Here is a 16,418-nt window from a genome sequence, read left to right as displayed (position 1 = left end):
GCCCCCTATTTGTCCTCATTGAATTTTCTAACCATATTGGCTTTCGCTGCAAGACTTCCTTCTTTTGCATTCGCTGCATTCTTTCTTGCTTTTTCAAGCTTTTTCTCTTTTTCAGCATCAGAAACACCCAGACTTGATTTCTCAGAAATGTTTTTCGTATTCATCTGAGCCATTGCATTGATCTTCTCTGCTTTCTCGCTTCTCTTTGCACGTTTCTTTTCTGCTTTTTCTTTATTCTTTTCTACCAGATCTTCAACAGACATCTTCTGCAGGTGTTTGTTGATAAATACCTGCTGTACACAACGTACTAACGCACTGATGATCCAGTAAATACCGATACCAGTCGGCAATGTAAATACCATGAATACAGAGAACAGAGGCATTGTCATATTCATTGTCTTCATAGTTCCTGCCATCGGATTATCTTTATCCATCTGCTGCTGTCCGGAAATTGCCTGGGACAGTTTCATACTTACATACTGTGTTCCGGCTGAAAGAAGCGGAAGCACGATTGCCGTGATCATGATCACAATTGCCGGCATTCCGTATGCTCCACTGTTCTTCAGCATAGCAGCCGGAGATACGGTAAGATCCGGTATTGTGATAAATCTGTTTACTGCAGCCGGAGCTCCTTTGATTGCCGGTACATACTGCTGAATATTATAAATAACCGGATATAATGCAAACAGGAACGGCATCTGGATTAACAGCGGAAGGCATCCTCCCATCATGGAAGTTCCATATTTGTCATATACCTGCTGGATTTCTTCCTGCTGCTTCATCATAGAAGCCTGATCTTTTTTGTTTTTATACTTTTTCTGAATTTTCTGTACTTCCGGGTTGATCACAGCCATCATTTTAGATGATCTCTGCTGATTGATCGTCAATGGAAGCATACAAGTATATACCAGAATCGTATAGATGATAATTGATAATCCTACAAGCCCATTATCTGAGGGCAGAGCCTTATCTAAGAAGTCATAGATAAAACTCATTACTTTACCTAATAGCCAGCATAACTGTCCTACGAGCGGCCAGTTTGCTGCAGTCAGTAAACTTACAGTCATTCGTTCTTCCTCCATCGTAACTACATTTTTTATGGAACTGGATCAACGCCTCCCTTTGAAAATGGATTGCATCTCAATATTCTCCATAACGCAAGTCTTCCGCCTTTCCATGCTCCGTATTTTTCAATTGCTTCTTTTGCATAACAGGAGCAGGTCGGATAATATTTACAGGTCGATGATCCTTTGAGGTTCGATAAATATTTCTGATAGAATCTGATATATGCCAACAGAATTCTTTTCATAACACGCTACCTCATATATATAATTCATGAAGAGTTCCAAGATGGATCAATGCGCTCTCTATTTCTCGATATGTTTTTCCTTTCGCACCGGCTCTGGCAATTACAACCAGATCCCATCCACACTTGAAGTGCTCTTCTTGTAGTCGATAACTCTCTCTAATTAATCTCGTTATTCTATGACGTACTATACTATTTCCAACTTTTTTACTTACAGATATTCCCAATCTGTTTACATCTGAATGATTCTCTCGAATATACATGACCAGATATTTGTTTGCACAGGATTTTCCTTCCTTATATACTAAACGGAAATCCCTGTTTTTTTTTAATGATTCGGAATATTTCATTTTCATTTTCTCCTAATTTTGAGAGAAGAAAAGGCCACATATATGCGGCCTACGCTGATAATTTCTTTCTTCCTTTTGCTCTTCTTGCTGCAAGAACTTTTCTTCCGCCTGCAGTGCTCATTCTTGATCTGAAACCATGAACTTTAGCTCTTTGTCTCTTTTTTGGCTGGAATGTCATTTTCATTGATATCCACCTCCTTATATTTTTAAGGGTTATCCCTCAGTTTTCTATAGACATCATTTTTTATTATATTCATAAAATTCCTTTACGTCAAGCAAAACCTGCGAGTTTATAGACTTTTTCTTTGTATTTTAGTTAATGGGGATAAATATGCCGGTATTCCACATTTTTCACTTCGCCTTATATAAATAGGTAAGAACTTATTTATCATGGAATTATCCACTAAATGTGGAAAACTTTGTGGATTTCAGTGGATAACTTGTGGATTTTAACTTTTTTTTCCACAAATCGAACGCAAATATGCCGTTTTCAAGGGGGAAATTAGTTATCCACATTGATTAAACGTTGCCTAATCCCCCATTTTGATGTAAACTATAATAGAGTATATAGAAGATTAGGAGTTTTATAAAATGAACACAGTAGAGGAAAAATGGCCGCAAATAATAGAACATTTGCGCGTGGAACACGAATTATCCAATGTATCATTCTCGACATGGATTAAACCGCTGAAAGTATATGATGTCATCAACAACACTGTATTTATTATGGTAAACATGAATTCAAGTGTTGAATACATTGAAAAAAAATATCTTCTTCCTTTGAAGGTATGCATTGCTGAAATCACAGGAGAAGAATACGAAGTTTCTTTCATATCCGAAGATGATGACCGGTTGAATGAAATACAGAATATGGCAGTTGAAGCAAGTCAAAAGAAACGTACGAAGTCCGTAGCCGAAAGAGCCGGGCTGAATCCTAAGTACACTTTTGACACTTTTGTTGTAGGCGGAAATAACAGTTTCGCCCATGCAGTTTCCGTTGCGGTGGCGGAATCGCCGGGACAGGTTTATAATCCTCTATTTCTCTACGGAGGTGTCGGACTGGGAAAGACTCATCTGATGCATTCCATTGCACATTTTATTTTAGATCAGAATCCAAAGAAAAAGATTTTATATGTAACAAGTGAGACATTTACGAATGAACTGATTGAATCATTAAAGAACGGTAAATCATCCGGCAACGAATCTTCTATGACAAAGTTCCGCGAAAAGTACCGGAATATTGATGTACTGTTAATCGATGACATCCAGTTTATTATTGGTAAAGAAAGTACGCAGGAAGAGTTTTTCCATACTTTTAATCATTTACATACTTCCGGAAAGCAGATCATTATCTCCAGTGACCGCCCGCCAAGGGATATCGAGACACTGGAAGCCAGACTGCGCTCCCGTTTTGAGATGGGTATGCTTGCAGATATTTCTTCTCCGGATTATGAGACACGTATGGCAATCCTTCAGAAGAAGATCGAACTGGACAAGCTTGAAAAATACAACATCCCATTAGATGTAATCCAGTACATTGCCACAAATATCAAGACAAATATCCGAGAACTGGAAGGTTCTCTTAATAAACTGATTGCTCTTTACAGACTGAATAATAATGAAGGAACGATTGATATATCTCTCGCTGCCGAAGCATTGAAAGATATTATTTCTTCTGATAATAACCGAGAAGTTACTCCGGAACTCATACTGGATATTGTTGCAGAGCACTTCAATATCAGTATTGCTGATCTTAAGAGCAAAAAAAGAAACGCAGAAATTGCCAATCCTCGTCAGGTAGCGATGTATCTGATGCGTACGATGTCTACCAAAGAGCTTTCTTTAAAAGCAATTGGTGCTATTTTTGGTGGAAAGGACCATTCTACTATCAAATACGGTATTGAAAAGGTAGAATCCGAGATGGAGACCGACGAAACACTGGCAAATACTGTCAATATCATTAAGAAGAAAATTAATCCGGCTTAGTTTATGTGAATTATTATGTGGACTGGCTTGGGATAACTTTCATATAGTTGTGGATAATTATGGGATTATATGTGGATTTTTAACCAACGCGGTGGATAGAATTTTTTTATCCCAATGCAATCCCCATGAATTCTCATCGAAATCCACAGAGTTTTTAATTCCGGAAACGCCGATAAACAGAGGGCTTGAAGGGGTTTTCCCCTTTTCCACACCCCCTAAGGCGACGGATACGGAAGCATTTCATAGACATAATATATATTGCGCACCGCGAAAGGAGTTTTACACACATGAAAATTGTTTGCACGAAAAGTAATCTTGTAAAAGGGGTTAGTATTGTTTCAAAAGCGGTACCTTCAAAAACAACAATGTCAATCCTTGAATGTGTATTGATCGATGCTACAACAGATATTATCCGTCTGACTGCCAACGATATGGAACTTGGTATTCAGACAGACATAGAAGGTGAGATCATCGAAAGAGGTATGATCGCTATTGACGCGAAGTTTTTCTCCGAAATCGTAAGAAAACTTCCAGACAGTGATGTCATTATCGAAACAGACGAATCTTTACAGACTACGATTGTCTGCGAGAAAGCAAAATTTAATATTTCCGGTAAACCGGGCGATGAATTTTCTTATCTTCCAATCATCGAAAAAGACGAATCAATCGAAGTATCACAGTTTACGCTGAAAGAAGTAATCAGACAGACTATTTTCTCTATAGCTGATTCTGACAGTAATAAACTGATGACAGGAGAACTCTTTGAGATTAAGAATAATATGCTTCGGGTTGTATCTCTGGATGGGCACCGTATCTCCATCCGTAAGATTGCTCTGAATGCAGATGTTACAGACAAGAAACTTGTTGTTCCAGGTAAGACACTGATCGAGATCAGTAAGATTTTATCCGGAGAAGCTGAAAGCAAAGTAAATATTTCTTACACAAGCAATCACATTGTATTTGAGTTTGATAATACAGTTGTTGTATCCAGACTTCTGGAGGGAGAATATTTTAAAATTGATCAGATGCTGTCCAGCGATTATGATACTAAGGTCAGAATTAACAAAAAAGAATTGTTAAACTGTATTGACCGTGCTACCCTTCTCGTCAAAGAAGGTGATAAGAAGCCAATTATCATCAATATTGGTGATGAGATCATGGAACTGAAGATCAAATCACAGATTGGCTCCATGAATGAAGAGATTATGATCAACAAAGAAGGTAAGGATCTGCTGATCGGATTTAATCCGAAGTTTCTGATTGATGCATTAAGAGTTATTGATGACGAGGAAGTAACACTTTATCTGATGAATGCGAAAGCTCCGTGCTTCATCAAGGATGACAATGAGACTTATATTTACCTGATTCTTCCGGTAAACTTTAATGCGGCTGGTTAAGAGGTGAAAAGATGGAAGTTATAAGACTGAGAGATGAATATATTAAACTCGGACAGGCACTGAAAGCTGCCGGTCTTGTTGAGTCCGGAGTGGAAGCAAAGGAAGTAATCACAGAAGGACTCGTAACAGTAAATGGAGAAACAGATACCAGACGCGGCAGAAAATTATATGCCGGGGATATGGTATTATTTGATGGAGAAGAGATAAGAATTGAAGATTGAGTCTTTAAAGCTTAAAAATTTCAGAAATTATGAGCTGTTATCTCTTGAATTTGACAAAGCAACAAACATCTTTTACGGTGATAATGCCCAGGGAAAGACGAATATCTTAGAGGCTGTCTATCTTTCTGGAACAACAAAATCCCACAGAGGAGCCAAAGACAAGGATCTGATTCGTTTTGAACAGAATGAATCCCACATTGAGACAGTTGTAGAGAAGAACGGCATTAATTATCAGATCGACATGCATCTGAAGAAGAACAGTCCAAAAGGAATTGCGATCAATAAGATGCCGATCAGAAAAGCCAGTGAATTATTCGGAATTGTCAATATTGTATTTTTCTCGCCAGAAGATCTGAATATTATTAAAAATGGTCCCGGAGAGAGAAGAAGGTTTGTGGATCTGGAACTTTCTCAGCTGGATAAAGTATATCTGAGCAATCTTGCAAATTATAACAGAATTGTGAATCAGCGGAATCATCTGCTGAAAGAGGCGGCATACAACAGTGATGTACTGAAAACACTGGATATCTGGGATATGCAGCTTGTTCATTATGGCAATCTGATCATTCAGAGAAGGCAGGAATTTGTAGAACAGATGAATGAGATCATTTCCGGAATCCATAACAAACTGACCGGAGGAAAAGAATCCATCCGAATTTTATATGAGCCAAGCAATAGCTATCTGACGCTGGAGCAGGCGCTGAACAAGAACAAAGAAAAAGATTTGCGTATCAGAAGCACATCTGTAGGTCCGCACCGGGATGATATTGCATTTATGATCGGCGATATCGATATTCGTAAATACGGTTCCCAGGGACAGCAACGGACTGCGGCATTGTCCCTCAAATTATCAGAAATAGAGCTGGTAAAACAGTCGATTCATGATACGCCGGTTCTTTTACTGGATGATGTATTGTCTGAACTTGATAAACATAGGCAAAACTATTTACTGGATAGTATTCATGATATACAGACGCTCATTACCTGTACGGGGATGGATGAGTTTGTAAATCATCGATTTTCTATAAATAAAGTATTCCATGTCCAGAGCGGACAGGTAAAGAAAGAAAACTAGGAGGAATAGAATGAGTACAGAAAAAGTACAGCACGAATATGGTGCAGATGAAATCCAGATACTGGAAGGGCTTGAAGCTGTCAGAAAGCGTCCCGGAATGTATATCGGAAGTACATCATCGAGAGGTTTACATCATCTCGTATACGAGATTGTAGACAATGCCGTAGATGAGGCACTTGCAGGATTCTGTGACACGATTTTTGTGAGCATTAATAAAGATAATTCGATTACCGTTGTAGATAATGGACGTGGAATCCCTGTCGGAATCAATCATAAAGCGGGTCTTCCTGCAGTTGAAGTTGTATTTACCGTGCTGCATGCCGGTGGTAAATTCGGCGGTGGAGGATACAAAGTATCCGGTGGGCTTCATGGTGTAGGAGCCTCTGTCGTAAATGCGCTTTCCAACTGGCTGGAAGTTGAAATCTGTAAAGAAGGCAAGGTTTATAAACAGCGCTATGAGAAAGGAAAAGTCGTTCAGAAGCTGGAAGTGATCGGTTCCTGTGCTCCGGAAAAGACGGGAACAAAGGTTACATTTTTACCGGATGATACGATTTTTGAAGAGACTGTTTTCGAGTATGATATTTTAAAACAGCGTTTCCGCGAGATGGCATTTTTAACAGCCGGACTGAAGATTGTATTAAGAGATGAACGTCCGGAAGAAGAAACGATAGAACGGACATTTCACTACGAAGGTGGTATCCGCGAATTTGTAAAATATCTGAATAAGAGCAAGACTCCGCTGTATGAAGATATCATTTACTGCGAAGGAAATGTCAACAATGTATCTGTGGAAGTTGCAATGCAGCACAATGATTCTTACAGCGATAATACGTATGGATTTGTAAATAACATTACGACTCCGGAAGGAGGAACCCATGTAGTTGGTTTCCGTAATGCACTTACAAAGACATTTAATGATTATGCAAGAAAGAATAAATTACTAAAAGACAGCGAGCCGAATCTGTCCGGCGAAGATATCCGTGAAGGACTGACTGCAATCATCAGTGTAAAAATCGAAGATCCGCAGTTTGAAGGACAGACAAAGCAGAAATTAGGTAACAGTGAAGCAAGAGGTGCCGTTGACAGTGTTGTAAGCAAACAGCTTGAGATTTATCTGGAGCAGAATCCATCTGTGGCAAAGATGACAGTCGAGAAATCTGTGATGGCGCAGCGTGCAAGAGAAGCAGCAAGAAAAGCAAGAGATCTTACGAGAAGAAAATCTGCTTTAGACGGTATGTCGCTTCCCGGCAAACTGGCTGACTGTTCTGACAAAGATCCGAAAAAATGTGAGATATATATCGTAGAGGGAGACTCTGCCGGCGGTTCTGCGAAGACAGCGAGAGACCGTGCGACACAGGCAATCCTTCCACTGCGTGGTAAGATTCTGAATGTTGAGAAAGCAAGACTGGATAAGATTTATGGCAATGCTGAGATCAAGGCAATGATCACTGCATTTGGTACAGGTATCCATGATGATTTTGATATTTCAAAATTGCGTTATCACAAGATCATCATCATGACAGATGCCGATGTTGACGGTGCACATATCAGTACACTGCTTCTGACATTCCTGTATCGTTTTATGCCGGATCTGATCAAAGAAGGATATGTATATCTGGCGCAGCCGCCGCTTTATAAGCTGGAGAAGAACAAAAAAGTATGGTACGCATACAGCGATGAAGAATTAGACAGTATCCTGCAGGAAGTTGGACGAGACGGAAACAACAAGATTCAGCGTTACAAAGGTCTTGGAGAGATGGATGCAGAACAGCTCTGGGATACAACAATGGATCCGCAGCACAGAATACTTCTGAAAGTTAAGATGGATGAAGAGACAACAAGTGAACTGGATCTGACATTTACAACCCTGATGGGAGATAAAGTAGAGCCAAGACGTGAGTTTATCGAAGAAAATGCACAATACGTGAAGAATTTGGACGTGTAGGAAAGGAAAAGGATAAATGGAAGATAATATTTTTGACAAAGTCCATGAAGTGGATTTGAAAAAAACAATGGAAACATCTTACATTGACTATGCGATGAGCGTTATTGCTTCACGTGCACTTCCGGATGTAAGAGATGGTCTGAAACCGGTACAGAGAAGAATTTTATACTCTATGATCGAGCTGAACAACGGTCCGGATAAACCACACAGAAAATGTGCCCGTATCGTTGGTGATACCATGGGTAAATATCACCCGCACGGTGACAGTTCTATTTACGGAGCACTCGTTAATATGGCACAGGAGTGGTCTACCAGATATCCACTCGTAGACGGTCATGGAAACTTTGGTTCTGTAGACGGTGACGGTGCAGCCGCCATGCGATACACAGAGGCAAGATTAAGTAAGATTTCCATGGAACTGACAGCAGATATCAACAAGAATACCGTTGATTTTGCGCCGAACTTTGATGAGACAGAGAAGGAGCCGACAGTACTTCCGGCAAGATTTCCAAATCTTCTGGTAAATGGTACTTCCGGTATTGCGGTAGGTATGGCAACAAATATTCCGCCGCATAACCTGAAAGAAGTCATCAATGCAGTTGTTCAGATCATTGATGATCAGATCGAAGACAGAGAAGAGACAACGATTGAAGAAATCTTGAAAATCATCAAAGGACCGGATTTCCCGACAGGCGGTATGATCCTTGGAACAAGAGGAATCGAGGAAGCATATCGTACCGGCCGTGGCAAGATCCGTGTCAGAGCAATCACAGATATTGAAGCTATGCCAAATGGCAAGAGCCGTATTATTGTAACGGAACTTCCGTTTATGGTAAATAAAGCGAGACTGATTGAGAAAATAGCAGAGATGGTCAGAGATAAGAGAATCGATGGAATTACAGATCTGAGTGACCAGTCCAGCCGTGAAGGAATGAGAATTGTCATTGAACTCAGAAGAGATGTCAATGCAAATGTCATCCTGAATCAGTTATACAAACATACACAGTTACAGGATACTTTTGGTGTGATCATGCTGGCACTTGTCGGCAACCAGCCAAAAGTCATGAATCTTCTTGAGATGTTAAATCACTACCTGAATCATCAGGAAGAAGTAGTGACAAGACGTACACAGTATGAGTTAAACAAAGCAGAAGAAAGAGCACATATTTTAAAAGGACTGCTGATCGCACTTGATAATATCGATGAAGTAATCAATATCATCCGAGGCTCGCAGAATGTCCAGATCGCCAAAGCAGAGTTGATTGAACGGTTCGGACTTTCCGAAGTACAGGCACAGGCAATCGTAGATATGCGTCTGCGTGCGCTGACAGGTCTGGAAAGAGAAAAGATTGAAGCTGAATACAAAGAACTGATGGAGCAGATCAGCAGATTAAAAGCAATCCTTGCTGACAGAAAGTTACTTCTTGGCGTGATCAAAGAAGAGATTCTTGTTATCCGTGATAAATACGGTGATGAGAGAAGAACATCCATCGGATTTGATGAATTTGATATTTCCATGGAAGATCTGATTCCAAGAGAAGATGTTGTTATTACAATGACCAAATTAGGATATATCAAGAGAATGTCCAATGATACATTCAAAGCACAGAACCGTGGTGGTAAAGGTATCAAGGGAATGCAGACACTGGATGAAGATTATGTAGAAGAACTGTTTATGACGCATACACATCATTACATCATGTTCTTTACAAATACCGGAAGAGTTTACCGTCTGAAAGGCTATGAAATCCCGGAAGCTTCCCGTACTTCAAGAGGAACTGCGATCATCAATCTGCTGCAGTTGATGCCGGGTGAGAAGATCAGTGCGGTCATTCCGATTGATGAGTACAGAGAAGGTGAGTATCTGTTCATGGCTACGAAGAAAGGTCTTGTTAAGAAGACGCCTATTACAGATTATGCAAATGTAAGAAAGACAGGTCTTGCAGCAATCACTCTTCGTGAAGAAGATGAACTGATTGAAGTAAAATACACAGACAATAATCAGGATATCCTGCTTGTTACCAAGTATGGTCAGTGTATCCGTTTCAAAGAAACAGATGTACGTTCTACCGGAAGAACATCTATGGGAGTACGCGGAATGAATCTTTCTGACAGAGATGAAGTCATCGGTATGCAGTTAGATTCCCAGGGAAGTGAGCTTCTGTTTGTATCTGAAAAAGGTATGGGAAAACGTACTGACATGGATGAATTTACACCACAGAACCGTGGCGGTAAAGGTGTGAAATGCTATAAGATCACAGAAAAGACCGGTAACGTAGTTGGCGTAAAAGCTGTCAACGAAGATGATGAGATCATGATCATCAATACGGAAGGAATTATCATCCGTATGAAGTGTGAAGGAATTTCCGTACTTGGAAGAATTACATCCGGAGTGAAGCTCATCAATCTTAAAGATAAAGACGTCGTTGCAAGTATTGCGAAAGTAAGAAAAGGCGATGAGGACGATTCTGAGGAGGAGCAGGAGAGCACTTCCGAATCTGAAGAAGCAGATGTAACAGAAAACGATACATCTGAAGAATAGAAATATTATATTGATTAAGTAAGATAGAAAAACTGACGTATCTGCAGAAAGAATCTCAGGAAGATCTGAAGTACGTCAGTTTTATTTATTTTATTATGACTGCTGTCATATTCTGCAAAAATCCTCTGGAATCCGGATTCCACTACAGTGTTGTTATGGGATTTCGCCTCTTAATATTCCCTGATTGTTATAATAGTACATAAAATCTGTGAAAATAGAGTGAAAGGAAGAGAACATTTTATTTTCGTAGAATTTTTATCAATAATGATGTAAGATGAAAAGAGGAAAATAAAGGAGGTCGTTATTATGAATACGGATATTAATATGGAGCAATTACAGAAGGATGCAGTAGAGATTTTCAATCAGGGGTTCGCCTGTTCAGAATCGCTGATCTATGCTATCCGCAAGAATTTTGATCTGGATATGTCGGATGATGCAATTGCGATGAGCTCAGGATTTCCATGGGGACTTGGAGGAGGCGGCTGTATATGCGGAGCGCTTGCCGGAGCAACAATGATGATCGGGTATTTCTTTGGACGTACCACACCGGGAGATCCAAAGATCAACAAATGTTTTGCCCTGACAAATGAATTACATGATTTCTTCAAAGAATATTGCGGAGCAACCTGTTGTCGTGTACTTACAAAAGGAAAAGAGAAAAATTCTCCGGAACGTAAGGCACAGTGTACAGACTTTGTAGCAGCAACTGTAAAGAAAACAGCAGAAATTATTCTGCGTGAACTGGAAGCATAGATTCTGGAAAGATTAAAGTTACACTTTTTAGCAAAGATAAATTTAAGAAGCGAGTATAAAAAAGGCTTATCTGCAGAGGTAGGTCTTTTTTGTTGAATATAAAAATATAAAAAAGCTATTTACAAAAAATCCACCCTTTAAATATCGAAAAAAGATAAAAAAATATTGAAAAACAATAAATACATATTGAAAAACAATAAACAATATGTTATTTTATAGAAAATAAAATAAGAAGGAGCAATCTAATTATGAATACAAAGACAGTTAAATTTACAAAACATATTCTGGATGTAATGTTTGTAAGTGGAATTATTGTAATTCTGACATTGCCAATCAGTTTACGATATCTTGCAAAGTTCAAGATTGAGGTATTTATGAATCAGTATATACCAATGCTTATTATTTTCGGAATATCAGGAATCTTTGGAGTGACGATCATATATGAACTCCGCAGAATGATGAAAACCGTAATGGAAGAAGAGTGTTTTGTAACCGCTAATGTAACGAACCTCAGACATATGGCAAGATTAAGTTTCGGAATTACAATTTTATGGATTATAAAACTATTTTTCAATCCGACACCGGCGGCACTTGTAATTATAATCGTTTTCTTTATCGCAGCTCTGTTCAGTCAGGTACTTGCATGTGTATTCAATCAGGCAATCGCATACAAAGAAGAAAATGATTTTACGATTTAGGGGGTGTCACAATGGGAATTAAAGTACATTTGGATGTAATGATGGCACAAAAAGGAATCGGACTCGTTGAACTGGCGAATAAAATTGAAATTACGCCGGCAAATCTGTCAATTTTGAAAAATAATAAGGCAAAGGCAATTCGTTTTACAACATTAGAAGCTATCTGCAGAGAGCTCGACTGCCAGCCAGGAGATATTATCGAGTATACGAAGGAGTAATATGCGAAAGAAATTAATTTCTGCAATTTTAATTGAAATATTCTTTTTTGCTGTTCTATTGGGTATTTATAAAACAAATTACAATAGCATTATTAAGACATATGGCGGAGAAGTATCAGAAAGTTTCCCAGAGAAGATTCCAGAAGAAGCAGTGAAGACAGATGTATACGAAAGTTCGTTACTTGAATCTCCGGAATTTTGCCTGTTATTGCAATTTGACAAGGATAGTTATACAAGTTGGATCAAGAAATTAAAAAAGAGAACTACAGAAAAATGTAAAGTGGAAGATAAAGAGATAAGATATGCAGCGGAAGATGGTGCATTTGTCACCAAAGGTAAATATTATCTTCCAACAACTTTCTTTGAAAAATTCTATGTGCCGAAAACAAAAGTAAAGTGGACATATAGTTTTGTAAAATGTAGTGGAACACAAGAAAAAGAATACGAATGGAATCATGGTTATGTATGTGGATGGGCGGCCAATGATGAAATTCATACAATTGTATATTTTTACGAAAATTGGTAATTAAGAATGTGGATATTGAAGGAGCATTTAATATGGAGCGATATATTGAAAAAATAAAAGAAGAATATCCGTTTTTTGCAGCATTAAGTTTATTATATGGAATTATTTTCACAGTATCATTGTATGAAAATATTTCTGGAATCACATTTCCAATATGCATCGGAATCACAATTATTTTTATAAAAATCTTTTTAAAGAAACTGGGTCTGAAATTAAAAAAGGATTCCTGGATATACATAACAGGAATGTTGCTTTTAGGAATATCAACTGCATGTACGACATCGTACTTTTTTATATTTTTTAACTGGGTGGGAACAGCACTTTTATTAACCGTATTTATGCTACATCAGTTTTATGATGATACAAGCTGGAATTTCGGCGGTTATCTGAAACGAATCATTTTACTTGGAATTGGAATAATCGAAAGTACGCCAGCTCTGTATGTTGGAGGAGTAAGATATCTAACAAGAGATCACACTGGAGAAGATAAAGCAAAAAAGAAAAATATGTTGATTGCAGTTTTAATTGGAATAGTAATTGCAGCATTGTTGCTTCTCATCATATTTCCGGTGCTGCTCAGTTCGGATGCAATATTTGCAGGAATATTTGGAAATGTATTAAAGCATATAAAAATAGGCATGGTACCTGGATATATCGTTTTATTTATAGCAGGTGTACATTTATGCTACACATTTTTCTACACAGCAAGCAAGAAAAATTTTGCGGAAACGGATAAAGAAAAGAAGAAAAATGGAAATGCAGTAATTGCGATCACATTCACAGGAATCATCAGCGCAATTTATGTATTATATTGCATAATACAGATTTTTTTTCTATTCATCGGAGTGAAAAAAGGTCTCCTTCCGGCAAATACAACCTATGCGGAATATGCAAGAGGCGGCTTCTGGCAGTTATTGTTTGTCAGTGCACTTAATTTTATAATTGTTATATTATGCCTTTATATATTCAAAGAAAATAAAATTTTAAATATTATACTAACCATAGTCTGCAGTTGTACATTTATAATGCTCATTTCAGCGGCATACCGGATGTTACTTTATATCGGAGCTTATCATCTTACATTTTTAAGAATACTTGTATTATGGTCATTGCTGGTACTTGGGTTTGTTATGTGTGGCGTCGTGATTTCGATATATAAAAGAAACTTTCCTATGTTCCGCTATACAATGGTGATTGCATTTGGATTATATATTTTTTTGTCATTCAGCCAACCGGACTGGATGATCGCAAAATATAACATCACTCATATACAGGCAGAAAATAAAAAACTGAAATTTAATGATATAGCAGAGCTGACAGATATGTGGTCAGAAGATGCTGCTCCTGTATTAGCAGATCTGAAATCGGAAGATATGGACAGTGAAGACATAGATAATGTAAAAGATGTACTGGCGGAATATTTCCGAGGAGTGAAAAAAGACCAGAGTGATCTAAATTTAAGAAATTGGAATTTAGGAAGATATAAAGCGAAAAAAGCAGTAGAAAACTTCCAAAAGGGGACGGGGATTTTTTAGAAAATCCCCGTCCCCTTTTGGACATGCACCTGGCACTTTAAAAAAAATCCCCGTCCCTTTTTTACTAACTTTACATTTTATCCACAAAACATTATACTAAAATAGATAATATTCCCCAACAGTGGGGAAACGAATAAGGAGAGGAGTTTACAATGAAAAGGATCATAATGATGGTATTTCGGAATCTGTTTCTAGTTCCTTATATGTGGATAAGATTGTGCTATCATGCATCACATGTGGATAAATACAAAGAAGAACAACATTACGAGTTACTAAAGTATATTACTCACAGAGCAAATAAAGGTGGAAACGTTACGATTGATGCATACGGTGTGGAAAATATTCCGGATGAAAATGGATTTATGTTCTTTCCGAATCATCAGGGGCTTTATGATGTATTGGCTATTCTGGATGTATGCCCGAAGCCATTTTCAGTTGTAGCTAAGAAGGAAATTGCGAACATTCAGTTTTTGAAACAAGTATTTGCCTGTATGAAAGCATATATGATAGATCGAGATGACATTAAGCAATCACTTCAGGTAATTATCAATGTAACAAATGAAGTAAAAAAGGGAAGAAACTATTTAATTTTCCCAGAAGGAACAAGATCTAAAAATGGAAATGAGCTTCTGGAGTTTAAAGGTGGAAGCTTTAAAGCTGCTACAAAAGCGAAATGCCCAATCATTCCGGTAGCTTTAATAGATTCATTTAAACCATTTGACACAAATACTACAAGCCAGGTAACAGTTCAGGTACATTTTCTGAAACCTCTTTATTATGAAGATTATAAAGATATGAATACAAAAGAAATAGCAGCGCTAGTCAGAGAAAGAATTCAGAATACAATTAGAGAAGCTGGATTTTAAATAGAAATAGTGCAACGTAAAGAAACTTGTTTTTCTACGAAGTGAAGAAAAAGAGTAGAAGTTGGTTTTACAAATGGGAAAGTAAAAAGGGCTTATTTAGTTTCACAATGACATAATTGAGAAAAAATAAAAAAATGGAAATACTATATTGACAATAAATATAAACTCTAGTATAATAATGCGTGCTGGAGAAATACTCAAGAGGCTGAAGAGGCGCCCCTGCTAAGGGTGTAGGTCGGGTGACCGGCGCGAGGGTTCAAATCCCTCTTTCTCCGTAAGAAAATCGCAATTCTTTGAATTGCGATTTTTTGTTATGGCGATGAGGAAAATACGCCATGCTTTTATGACAGCATTTGTCGACCGCTAATCAGCGAATAAAACACGCAAAGTGTTATCTATGGAAACAGGAAAAAATATATATGTAGATTCATTCTGCGCCATCTAATCAGAATAAGATTTTTAAAGTATATCTCATATGAAGTTGATTTGCATTAGAATTTAGAATTATTAATGTCAGGTTTACCGGTTTTATTATTTAACAGAGAAAGCATCATTAATTGTAATGGCAAATAAAATGAAAGGTATAGAAAATATAATATTATATGTATTATTATAAATAATCGAATGCAAAAAATTGTGTTACAAAAATGTAATGTGAAAAGATATATAAAATAAGAAGTAAGAATGTAGAGTGTACAGTTATGATATGGGAATATAAAGACCTATATATAGTATAAAAGCATTAAATTAATACTTTGTGTAGTATTAGAAAAGAAAATGTAAAAAAGTGTAAAAAAAATCACTAAAACTATTGACATGTAATTGTGTAAATGGTATTATATCTAAGCTGACTCGCAAGAACAACGGTTCAAACGAATAGCAAAATAAATTTAAAAAGTTGTTGACAAACGCTTGAAGATGTGATAATCTAATATAGCTGTCGATGAGACAACAGATAAGAACCTTGATAATTAAACAATAGACAACAACCCTGAAAATT

General features: G+C 37.6%; 16 protein-coding genes and 1 tRNA gene. 13 read left to right on the top strand and 4 right to left on the bottom strand.

The window, feature by feature from the left end:
- Positions 1–5: 5 nt before the first annotated feature.
- Genes DWY31_RS12645 through rpmH form a run of 4 tightly spaced genes read right to left on the bottom strand, consistent with a single transcriptional unit; the run spans position 6 to position 1,840 of the window.
- Entirely contained in the window at positions 6–1,067 is a 1,062-nt protein-coding gene (locus DWY31_RS12645; protein WP_118520818.1) for a YidC/Oxa1 family membrane protein insertase, read from the bottom strand.
- Positions 1,068–1,096: 29 nt separating this feature from the next.
- Positions 1,097–1,309, bottom strand: a complete 213-nt coding sequence (yidD, locus tag DWY31_RS12640) for a membrane protein insertion efficiency factor YidD (RefSeq protein ID WP_021859821.1) — start codon at positions 1,307–1,309, stop codon at positions 1,097–1,099.
- A gap of 11 nt (positions 1,310–1,320) precedes the next feature.
- Entirely contained in the window at positions 1,321–1,656 is a 336-nt protein-coding gene (gene rnpA / locus DWY31_RS12635; RefSeq protein WP_021859822.1) for a ribonuclease P protein component, read from the bottom strand.
- A 49-nt stretch (positions 1,657–1,705) separates the two neighbouring features.
- A complete protein-coding gene (rpmH, locus tag DWY31_RS12630) occupies positions 1,706–1,840 on the bottom strand; it encodes a 50S ribosomal protein L34 (RefSeq protein ID WP_021859823.1) in 135 nt (44 codons plus the stop codon).
- Between the two features lie 407 nt (positions 1,841–2,247).
- Between rpmH and dnaA the strand changes: the two genes are divergently transcribed.
- From dnaA to DWY31_RS12565, 13 genes are all read left to right on the top strand, one after another.
- Positions 2,248–3,642, top strand: coding sequence for a chromosomal replication initiator protein DnaA (gene dnaA, locus DWY31_RS12625; RefSeq protein WP_021859824.1), 1,395 nt, complete (start codon positions 2,248–2,250; stop codon positions 3,640–3,642).
- 287 nt (positions 3,643–3,929) lie between these two features.
- On the top strand, positions 3,930–5,039 hold the full coding sequence (gene dnaN, locus DWY31_RS12620) for a DNA polymerase III subunit beta (RefSeq protein ID WP_118520816.1): 1,110 nt from the start codon (positions 3,930–3,932) through the stop codon (positions 5,037–5,039).
- A gap of 11 nt (positions 5,040–5,050) precedes the next feature.
- Positions 5,051–5,260, top strand: coding sequence for an RNA-binding S4 domain-containing protein (locus tag DWY31_RS12615; protein WP_021859826.1), 210 nt, complete (start codon positions 5,051–5,053; stop codon positions 5,258–5,260).
- Positions 5,250–6,335, top strand: a complete 1,086-nt coding sequence (gene recF, locus DWY31_RS12610; protein WP_117538469.1) for a DNA replication/repair protein RecF — start codon at positions 5,250–5,252, stop codon at positions 6,333–6,335. Before DWY31_RS12615 ends, recF begins: the two co-directional genes overlap by 11 nt.
- A gap of 10 nt (positions 6,336–6,345) precedes the next feature.
- Positions 6,346–8,280, top strand: coding sequence for a DNA topoisomerase (ATP-hydrolyzing) subunit B (gene gyrB / locus DWY31_RS12605; RefSeq protein WP_118520814.1), 1,935 nt, complete (start codon positions 6,346–6,348; stop codon positions 8,278–8,280).
- A 16-nt stretch (positions 8,281–8,296) separates the two neighbouring features.
- Positions 8,297–10,822, top strand: a complete 2,526-nt coding sequence (gyrA, locus tag DWY31_RS12600; RefSeq protein WP_118520812.1) for a DNA gyrase subunit A — start codon at positions 8,297–8,299, stop codon at positions 10,820–10,822.
- Positions 10,823–11,128: 306 nt separating this feature from the next.
- Positions 11,129–11,575 (top strand): C-GCAxxG-C-C family protein, encoded by a 447-nt coding sequence (locus DWY31_RS12595; protein WP_021859830.1) that lies wholly within the window; start codon positions 11,129–11,131, stop codon positions 11,573–11,575.
- A 248-nt stretch (positions 11,576–11,823) separates the two neighbouring features.
- Complete coding sequence (locus DWY31_RS12590) at positions 11,824–12,273, top strand: DUF2975 domain-containing protein (protein ID WP_118520810.1); 450 nt, start codon at positions 11,824–11,826, stop codon at positions 12,271–12,273.
- Positions 12,274–12,284: 11 nt separating this feature from the next.
- On the top strand, positions 12,285–12,491 hold the full coding sequence (locus DWY31_RS12585; RefSeq protein ID WP_117538466.1) for a helix-turn-helix domain-containing protein: 207 nt from the start codon (positions 12,285–12,287) through the stop codon (positions 12,489–12,491).
- A gap of 1 nt (position 12,492) precedes the next feature.
- Positions 12,493–13,017 (top strand): hypothetical protein, encoded by a 525-nt coding sequence (locus tag DWY31_RS12580; RefSeq protein ID WP_118520808.1) that lies wholly within the window; start codon positions 12,493–12,495, stop codon positions 13,015–13,017.
- 32 nt (positions 13,018–13,049) lie between these two features.
- A complete protein-coding gene (locus tag DWY31_RS12575; RefSeq protein ID WP_118520806.1) occupies positions 13,050–14,552 on the top strand; it encodes a DUF4153 domain-containing protein in 1,503 nt (500 codons plus the stop codon).
- Between the two features lie 152 nt (positions 14,553–14,704).
- Positions 14,705–15,418: a lysophospholipid acyltransferase family protein gene (locus DWY31_RS12570; RefSeq protein ID WP_118520804.1), complete on the top strand. Its 714-nt coding sequence runs from the start codon at positions 14,705–14,707 to the stop codon at positions 15,416–15,418.
- 187 nt (positions 15,419–15,605) lie between these two features.
- Positions 15,606–15,693: transfer RNA gene (locus tag DWY31_RS12565), tRNA-Ser, on the top strand.
- The last annotated feature ends 725 nt before the right edge of the window (positions 15,694–16,418 follow it).

Origin of the sequence: Dorea sp. AF24-7LB (assembly GCF_003478575.1) — a bacterium.
GTDB lineage: Bacteria > Bacillota > Clostridia > Lachnospirales > Lachnospiraceae > Dorea_D > Dorea_D hominis.
This window is presented reverse-complemented; position numbering and strand designations above follow the sequence as displayed.

Coding starts and splice junctions, on each gene's coding strand:
- DWY31_RS12645 (WP_118520818.1), bottom strand. CDS start 1,067: ATGACTGTAAGTTTACTGACTGCAGCAAACTGGCCGCTCGTAGGACAG.
- yidD (WP_021859821.1), bottom strand. CDS start 1,309: ATGAAAAGAATTCTGTTGGCATATATCAGATTCTATCAGAAATATTTA.
- rnpA (WP_021859822.1), bottom strand. CDS start 1,656: ATGAAATATTCCGAATCATTAAAAAAAAACAGGGATTTCCGTTTAGTA.
- rpmH (WP_021859823.1), bottom strand. CDS start 1,840: ATGAAAATGACATTCCAGCCAAAAAAGAGACAAAGAGCTAAAGTTCAT.
- dnaA (WP_021859824.1), top strand. CDS start 2,248: ATGAACACAGTAGAGGAAAAATGGCCGCAAATAATAGAACATTTGCGC.
- dnaN (WP_118520816.1), top strand. CDS start 3,930: ATGAAAATTGTTTGCACGAAAAGTAATCTTGTAAAAGGGGTTAGTATT.
- DWY31_RS12615 (WP_021859826.1), top strand. CDS start 5,051: ATGGAAGTTATAAGACTGAGAGATGAATATATTAAACTCGGACAGGCA.
- gyrB (WP_118520814.1), top strand. CDS start 6,346: ATGAGTACAGAAAAAGTACAGCACGAATATGGTGCAGATGAAATCCAG.
- gyrA (WP_118520812.1), top strand. CDS start 8,297: ATGGAAGATAATATTTTTGACAAAGTCCATGAAGTGGATTTGAAAAAA.
- DWY31_RS12595 (WP_021859830.1), top strand. CDS start 11,129: ATGAATACGGATATTAATATGGAGCAATTACAGAAGGATGCAGTAGAG.
- DWY31_RS12590 (WP_118520810.1), top strand. CDS start 11,824: ATGAATACAAAGACAGTTAAATTTACAAAACATATTCTGGATGTAATG.
- DWY31_RS12585 (WP_117538466.1), top strand. CDS start 12,285: ATGGGAATTAAAGTACATTTGGATGTAATGATGGCACAAAAAGGAATC.
- DWY31_RS12580 (WP_118520808.1), top strand. CDS start 12,493: ATGCGAAAGAAATTAATTTCTGCAATTTTAATTGAAATATTCTTTTTT.
- DWY31_RS12575 (WP_118520806.1), top strand. CDS start 13,050: ATGGAGCGATATATTGAAAAAATAAAAGAAGAATATCCGTTTTTTGCA.
- DWY31_RS12570 (WP_118520804.1), top strand. CDS start 14,705: ATGAAAAGGATCATAATGATGGTATTTCGGAATCTGTTTCTAGTTCCT.